Annotated in this window: 7 protein-coding genes; 3 read left to right on the forward strand and 4 right to left on the reverse strand. The window is 52.2% G+C overall.

Annotated elements, in window-relative coordinates; translation table 11 throughout:
• Positions 1 to 299: 299 nt before the first annotated feature.
• Positions 300 to 1,580 (reverse strand): tetratricopeptide repeat protein, encoded by a 1,281-nt coding sequence (locus tag ACR0I0_RS20405; RefSeq protein WP_480492652.1) that lies wholly within the window; start codon positions 1,578 to 1,580, stop codon positions 300 to 302.
• Between the two features lie 266 nt (positions 1,581 to 1,846).
• On the opposite strand from ACR0I0_RS20405, the gene ACR0I0_RS20410 reads away from it, so the two are divergent.
• The 3 genes from ACR0I0_RS20410 (at position 1,847) to ACR0I0_RS20420 (ending at position 4,196) form a co-directional block, all read left to right on the forward strand.
• Complete coding sequence (locus tag ACR0I0_RS20410) at positions 1,847 to 2,767, forward strand: sulfurtransferase (protein ID WP_480492653.1); 921 nt, start codon at positions 1,847 to 1,849, stop codon at positions 2,765 to 2,767.
• A 64-nt stretch (positions 2,768 to 2,831) separates the two neighbouring features.
• Positions 2,832 to 3,623, forward strand: coding sequence for a class I SAM-dependent methyltransferase (locus tag ACR0I0_RS20415; protein ID WP_480492654.1), 792 nt, complete (start codon positions 2,832 to 2,834; stop codon positions 3,621 to 3,623).
• A gap of 87 nt (positions 3,624 to 3,710) precedes the next feature.
• On the forward strand, positions 3,711 to 4,196 hold the full coding sequence (locus ACR0I0_RS20420) for a MaoC family dehydratase (protein WP_480492655.1): 486 nt from the start codon (positions 3,711 to 3,713) through the stop codon (positions 4,194 to 4,196).
• A 164-nt stretch (positions 4,197 to 4,360) separates the two neighbouring features.
• On the opposite strand, the gene ACR0I0_RS20425 is transcribed toward ACR0I0_RS20420, so the two are convergent.
• The 3 genes from ACR0I0_RS20425 to ACR0I0_RS20435 all read right to left on the reverse strand — a co-directional run bounded on the left by ACR0I0_RS20425 (position 4,361) and on the right by ACR0I0_RS20435 (position 7,218).
• Entirely contained in the window at positions 4,361 to 5,212 is an 852-nt protein-coding gene (locus ACR0I0_RS20425) for a LysR family transcriptional regulator (protein ID WP_480492656.1), read from the reverse strand.
• Positions 5,213 to 5,895: 683 nt separating this feature from the next.
• Complete coding sequence (locus ACR0I0_RS20430; protein WP_480492657.1) at positions 5,896 to 6,675, reverse strand: methyltransferase domain-containing protein; 780 nt, start codon at positions 6,673 to 6,675, stop codon at positions 5,896 to 5,898.
• 222 nt (positions 6,676 to 6,897) lie between these two features.
• Positions 6,898 to 7,218, reverse strand: coding sequence for a carboxymuconolactone decarboxylase family protein (locus ACR0I0_RS20435; protein ID WP_480492658.1), 321 nt, complete (start codon positions 7,216 to 7,218; stop codon positions 6,898 to 6,900).
• Positions 7,219 to 7,413: the final 195 nt, after the last annotated feature.

The raw sequence follows: 7,413 nt of genomic DNA on the forward strand, positions 1-7,413 counted from the left end.
ATAGACCCGACTTATATGAGCCCCATTTGATCGAAGCACTCTTCTTGGCGACTGATCAACTTATCGGCTACGTGCGTGACGCACCGTCCAATCCATCCACAGTAGCCCACCGACAAGACCACAAACACCGCTCGCACACCTAAGATGGTCTTTTGAGAAAGCTGATGTCGGCAGTCAGGTTGGTCTTTTCCGCCAACCAACACTTTTGGGGCCTGGTAAGGTCGTGCGACAGCTTCTGTTCTAACTGGCGTTGAAAACGTGTAATTTGGGCTCATTGCGGGCGTCAAAAAACGGGCACCCTACCCTTCTAGCGTGGCAACTGCATGGTCGTGAGAGGTATGCGGTCGATGCATGTTGAGGATACGTCGAGCTTCATTCGATTGTCCCGATATTGCCAGCGCATGCGCCAATGAAAACTCAATAATGTCGCGTTGCGCCCGGCTACCACCAAGGCGTTCGTGCTCAGACATGACACTTACGAATTTCTCAATCGCTTCGTCCGCATTTCCATCCGCCAACGCACGGAATGCGCCTGCTACCGAAGCAACGGTGGGGCCTGCGGGTCCCTTTGCGCCGTCAATGGTTGCTTCCAGGTGCTCTCTTTGTCCCGCCATCGCATGCGCAAGAGCAGCGTGAACATCCGCAAAAGCCAAGCCAGGCGAAGGAAAGAACTGAACAGCATAGTCGCTGAGTTGTTGCCAACGCTCCTGAGGAATTTGCTCGCCAGCCAAAAAGGCGCGGTGAACAATTGCTACACTATCAGTCAAAACGCTAAGTGGCGGCGCAGGAGGTCGGTCGGGGGAAACATAATCATCGAACAGCTTCCACATACCTGCCACATCGCCGCTCTCAAGCGCCCACAGAGCGACGTGCCAGCTGAGATGGCAGTGCAGATACGCTGTGAAGGGATAGTCTTGCCAGAACTCGCGAAGATAAGCGTAGCCAGCGTCCGTCTCCCCGTTCTCATAGTAGAGATGGGCCCTGACATGTGCACTGTGTGCGCTGTCTGGCTTCAACTCAAGTGCGCGCTCAATGTTTTCCGCGGCCGGGCCGATCTGTCCGGCCTCCATCTGGGCAAATGCATGCTGGCAGAGAAACCACCAGTCGTCGCCATAGTGCGGCTTCAACATGGTTGTGTAAGCAAGCTGCTCCGCCTCGCGACCAGCCCGACCTGAAAACCCTATTAAGCCAAATACGCTGGTACATGTCTGAGCAAGCAAAATATCTCGCGGACGGTCTGCGACGTGATCTCGGATGCGCCTGTAGGCCTGCGGTGCACGCCCCTCAATGAGATCGCTGATAATGTCGATCTGGGCGGCTTCGCGCGGGCTGACGCCATGCGACAGTTCCTTTGCGACGGCTATTTCACGCTTTGCATCTTGTCCACGCCCGACAGTAACAAGGTAGCGCGCAAGCCCAACATGCGGCATAGCAAAACCATCATCTGCCCGCATTGCAGAACGGTAAGCTTCTTCAACATCATCAAAAGCACCCAGAAAACGGTCGATGCCTTCAACATAGGCGTCTCGCGCAGTTTGTGATATGGTCGTTAGCGGGCTTCCGTACCGATCTTCAAGCATCCAAACCTTCCACTATCTGTACCAAACCTGTCCGTCAGTGAGCTATATGAGCATGCCTACCCATTAACGAGTCAAAGGAAATTGACGTTACGAGGCGCCATGATTTCAGCATCCGTTTCTTTCAGAAGTCTCATGAAATCATCAAAAAGCCGTTTGAACCATATTTGCTTTATTAAATCCAGATTTTCAAAAATTGGACTCCGAAAGCAATTTTGGGGATTATTCCATACGGCTCGACCCGCGTCCGGTTAGAGGAGAACGTAGGTATGACAACCCAAACTCGCCCGCTCATTGATACGGCTTGGTTGGCAGATAACCTGACTAACCCGAAACTACGCGTCATTGATGTTCGCTGGAAGTTTAGGGAGGAAAACGGCAAGGGCGTAGCCTATGACGATAGGAGTGAGTTCCAGGCCGAGCACATTCCTTGCGCAGTGTATGTTGGCATGTCGACGGAGCTTGCAGACAGCACTCAGAACACTCCCGACATGATGCTCGGGCCAGAGGATTTTGGGAATAAGATGCGCGAGTTGGGTGTTTCTAACGACAGTCATGTCGTGGTCTACGATGACTCCGGGCTTCCATTGGCGTCTGCGCGTCTTTGGTGGGCACTTTCGCACTATGGCCATAAAAACGTGCAGGTCTTGGACGGCGGCTTGCAGCAATGGAAACTCGAAGGTCGGCCCACTGAAACTGGCGATCTAACCGTTCAGCATGGTGACTTTGAACCAATAGTGCAGAGCAATTGGATTGCCCGCAAAGCTGATGTCTTGGATGCGATTGGTAAGCCCGGAGTCAGAATTGTGGACTTTCTTCCAAACGACCTCTTCCGAGGCGACGGAGTTCACACATGGGGAGGTCGCTCGGGACATATTCCCAGTGCCGTCAACATACCGGCGATATCGAACATCGATCCGGATTTGGCACACATACCCATTGCCGAACGCGCAGCTAAACTAAAGGAACGTGGTTCATTCAAGTTGGCGGATCATTCCAAGCTCCTCAAGCACTATCAGGACAAGGGAATTCAAACTGACGATGAGGTCATCGCCTACTGCGGCCGTGGCATAGCTGCTTCTTGTGGGCTCCTTGCGTTGCGCCAAATGGGGTTCGAAAAGTCCCGCCTGTACGATGGTTCATGGGCTGAGTGGAGCGCCGATGAGGGCCTTCCGGTTGAAACCTCGTGAGACTACGATTTTGGGTCACTTTGGGTGGTCCAATTATTGACGCGTTGCTAGGAGGATATTTTCGATGACGGACAATTTCCGGCTGACCAAAGAAGCTGCGCAGAAGTACAACAACCATAGTGTGCCTGCGATGTTCGGCCCATTGGCTGAAGCAACAATGCAGAAGGTTCAGTTTCGAAGTGGCACTTGCGTTATCGACATTGCATGCGGCACCGGGGCTTTGACGCGAGAGATTGCAAGGAAACTGACGGGCGAAGGCCGGGTTGTTGGCGTAGATCTGAACGAAACCATGATTGAGGTCGCGCAATCCAATCAGCCGGATTGTCGTCATGTGCTCGAGTGGTATGCAGCAGATGTAACCGAGTTACCTTTCGAAAATGCTACGTTTGACTATGCCTTCATACAACAGGGGCTTCAGTTCTTCCCCGACAAATCCTCGGCTTTGCAGGAAGTTCATCGGATCTTGCGCAATGACGGTCAGCTATTTTTGACATGTTGGCGTGCAGTGTCGCCCTTCAATGGAGCACTTGCAAAAGCTCTCGAGCGGCATGTTGGAAAAAATGCCGCAATCAAGGCCAGAGCGCCTTTTTCGTTTCGAGATGGGAACCTCATTTCTAAGTTGTTGGTCGATGCAGGCTTCAAGATAGCTCGTCACGAGCCATTGGTACTAGAGCGAAGATTTATTGACCTTCGTGCGCAAATCATGGCGCTGCCAATCGAAACTGATCTTAGGGATGCAGGTGCTGACGTCACCAACAAGGTCGTGGAAGAGGTTGCAGACGCTTTGTCTAGATATGACAAAAAAGGCGTATTGCACGTACCGCAAGAAGCGCACCTTTTTGTCGCCGCGGTATAGGTCAACGACCACTGGCTCAGTTCTCTAATACGATCTTTACCATGGTCGAATGCCAATGCGGCATTAGCTGCCAAGCGTGGCTCCGCGTTGACGGTTGAGTGGACATCAAACTATACTTTTGCCATGGCCAGCGGAAAATACATCGACGATTTGTCGGTTGGCGAAACCTTCGAAACCGGCGGCGTTACGCTGACCGAGGGAGCGATTATTAACTTCGCACTGGTTCATGACCCGCAGCCCTTCCACGTTAACAAAGTGGCTGCCGCAGAGTCGATTTTCGGCGGTCTCATAGCCAGTGGATTTCAAACAATAGCGCTTACTTTCAGGTTGTTCCGCGACACTGGTGTACTTACCGGCACCAATCTGGGTGGACATGGTATGGACGAGGTACGGTGGCTGGCTCCGGTGTATTCCGGTGACACGATCAGCGTGCGCGTCACGGTTGAGGCAATTGCACCATCACGTTCGAAGCCAGACCGGGGAACGGTCAAATTCCGATACCAGACATTTAACCAGAACAATGTTGAAGTTCTTAACCTGGTGATGCACCACGTGATGGCATGTCGGAGTTAAGACGGTTTGCAGCGACTTGGGCGCGGCGATCAATTCGACCTCCCTTTGTCATCTTCAAGAGTATCCTTGGGCTCGCCACATAAGGCTTCTATTCGCAATTGCGGTCGTGGCGTACATGCAAACTAGCTTGTTCGCGTGTTCTCAATCCTTTTTTGCCCAAATAACTACTTGTAGATTGCCGCATAGCGAGGTGCGAAGAACTTAACGAAGGCTCTAACCTCTGGCCGACGATAGGCTTCCGGCGAAATGAGCATTAGGTGCGGCACCGCAAGTTCGGGGATTTCGTCGAAACATCGGATAAAAGACATGTCTGTTTCCACCAGCTTGACATTGCTGATCCCAAGGCCTTGCCCTGACCTGATCGCCGCATGCATTAGCTCCAGTTCAGTGAAAGACATGACAATCTGGTCCGGCTCCACGTGATTGGTCAACCATTCGTGGAATACATTTGGCACATCGTCCCGCTGAAAGGTAACAAATTGATGCCCGGCCAGATCATTCGTTGACCCCGGTAAGCCAAATTTGTCCGCGTAGTTTCTGCTGCCGAACAAAGACCAGCGGGCCGTGCTGATCTTACGACAGATCAGGTCAGGATCGGGATCGGTTCTTGCAAGGCGCAAAGCAATGTCGGCCTCGCCCGCCATCAGGTCCAGCGCCCGAACGCTGGACAAAAACTCGAATGCGACATCCTGATTGACGGCGGAAAACTCGTTTACGATTTCGATCATGCGTGCGGAGAAATTTGCCGAATAAGCGGTGATACGGATGGGTTGTGTCGACGTCAATTCTTTCGCGCAATCGACAAATTCAAGGACTGAAGTCTCTATTGCTTCGGCGAGGTGAACGAGGCGAAGGGCTTCTGGGGTCGGTTTGAACCCGTGCGTACCGCGCTCAAAAAGCGTCAAGCCTGTTTCTCTTTCGAGAACATCAATGCGTCGGGCAACCGTTGGTTGGGAGACCTTTAGCTTTCTGGAGGCCGCAAGCGTCGACCCTTCTCTGAAGACAGAGAGGAACACACGAATATCCGACCAATTTCGGAACCCGCTCTTCATTTTTGTAGAACAGCACAATTTTGTGCCGGATACCAGAAAAACGAGTGAACAGTTACCGTTGTTGCGACAGCGCAAGTAACTCGGAAAGGACCACGAGATGGCTTCTCATACAATGTCACCAAGCATCTGGACCGTATTTGGTGGACTGTTCGGTAGGACCAAGAGAGGCTTCCCTGAAAACCAGAAATCGCGGCTTACGGACAATGATCTTCACTCGGAACGCGACTATATAAATGAGGTGATCTGGAATAATCCGGACGCGTTTTCGAGTGAGTTGGACGTTCAGAACATGATGAGTCTGTATCCAGAAAGGTTCTGAAAACACTTGGTGACAATCGGCCGAACAGGGCGATTAGATCACGCCAAATACAGCTGCAAGCTGGAAGTGACAGCCACGCACCTGTGTTGTCGCCATTGAGTAAGTACCAATACGAGACCTTCTGTCATTACGCCTATCGCTGCGGTCGTTCGAACGTCTGATCAATGCCTGCACGTCTGGCACTTCCTTGGGACTTCACCGACGACAATTAAGTATGGACAAAAGATTTGCAGCACCTGTTGGGGCGCCTGTGACACCAATGGGGGTCTCTTGAACCGCGACTTTCATGAAGCCCGCGAAAGAACCTAGGCCGATTTACTTAGCTCAATCACCCCTTTTTGCGCACCACGACGACAAATTGGGTCATCGAAAAGAAGAAGCGTCCAGTCCTTGCAAGGCTGAGCTGCTCATCAAACCACGATTGCGCAACTGCGGGATCAACATGGTCATTTGCGACAGTGTATTGCTTCATGAGGTGCATCATCATGATTGCGAGGCCATCAGGCTTTAGCTGGTGATCTGTCATTGTGAACGACAAGACATCTTCCACATGGTCGCCGCGAGCCTTTATTAGTGCAGGCAGTCTTTCCGGGACGGAGCCACTCACAAAGTGCTGGTTCCAGGACGTCAGCATCTTTTGCATTCTGTCGGGCTCGTCGCTGAACCAAATCAAGCTCCCAAAGTGTAGATCGCTGATGACGAGGCGCCCGCCGGGTTTGACGCACCGCAGCGTGTCGGACAGTGCACCGTCTACGTCTTCGATGTACTCAAAGACCTGTACCGAGACGGCCTTGTCAGCACTCTCATCCTCAATGGGCAAACTATTTGCGGCACCAGCACGAAACTCCACGTTTGCGTAGTCACTGCACCGTTCTCTTGCTGCTGCTGTCATATCCTCGCTTGGGTCGATCCCGATGACATAGCCATCCGAGCCAACTGCGCGCGCCAACTCTGCTGTTAACATCCCGTTGCCACAACCGACGTCCAAAATGGTCTCACCGGGAGCAGGGCGCAGCGCATCAAATGAAGCCTGTCTTCGCCGCGTCAATTCAGCTCCTTGATAGGCGATTTCAAGTAATCTCGTTGTTTCAGCGTCAAACTTAAGCAACTCGCTCCCCTTACAAAGACCACAAGTCTACAAACCTTATCAGAAAATGGGTTATCTACGAAAAGCAGGACGGATCGTTGAGTCTTGAGCATGGATCCACCAACAATAAATGATTGCGCCGACTTGATCCGACGAATGATTTAACCTCGAGAGCGAAGGACGCAGCTGGCGTTTTATCGGACCATCTTTTTGTCGTCGTTCCAACGAAAGAACAACATCAATTCAAGGGATGTCGAGACCGTTCTCTCTTCCGAAATCGGTATAGAAGCTGTCACTGCGGCATCGGTTTAAAGTGGCTTCGTCCGCTTCTCTTGGGTCGGTGCCAGGGCTTTGGACACCTGTTCCTTCTATGAAGCGATTCACGAGATTAAAGACACCACAGACCTGGATAGCATCGAACAGCGCGCTCTCTGACCAGCCTGCCGCGTAGACCGCATTTGCGTCGGCTTCCGTCATTCGTGATGGCGAGATGGTGAGCTTTTCAATGTATGCCAGTAACGGTTTGAGGTGATCCTCGACGGGCGCCGTATCGCGGTCTTCCATCAGTGCCTCGATTGTCTCGACTTCAATACCGTAGGCTTTGGCGAAAACGATGTGCGCGCCATGACAATACGCACAAGCATTCAAGCCAGAGACATAGGCTGCGATTAGGGTCAGGACTCATAACCAATAAATGACGGTTGCGGCGAGGGCGATGGCGGAGAGGAAGACCTTCGGGCATCTGTCGTATCTGGTCGC

This window comes from Ruegeria sp. AG6, assembly GCF_056541565.1.

What these genes read in the sequence shown, in the direction of transcription:
- ACR0I0_RS20405 (WP_480492652.1), bottom strand. Translation starts at nt 1,580, where the DNA reads ATGCTTGAAGATCGGTACGGAAGCCCGCTAACGACCATATCACAAACT.
- ACR0I0_RS20410 (WP_480492653.1), top strand. Translation starts at nt 1,847, where the DNA reads ATGACAACCCAAACTCGCCCGCTCATTGATACGGCTTGGTTGGCAGAT.
- ACR0I0_RS20415 (WP_480492654.1), top strand. Translation starts at nt 2,832, where the DNA reads ATGACGGACAATTTCCGGCTGACCAAAGAAGCTGCGCAGAAGTACAAC.
- ACR0I0_RS20435 (WP_480492658.1), bottom strand. Translation starts at nt 7,218, where the DNA reads ATGGAAGACCGCGATACGGCGCCCGTCGAGGATCACCTCAAACCGTTA.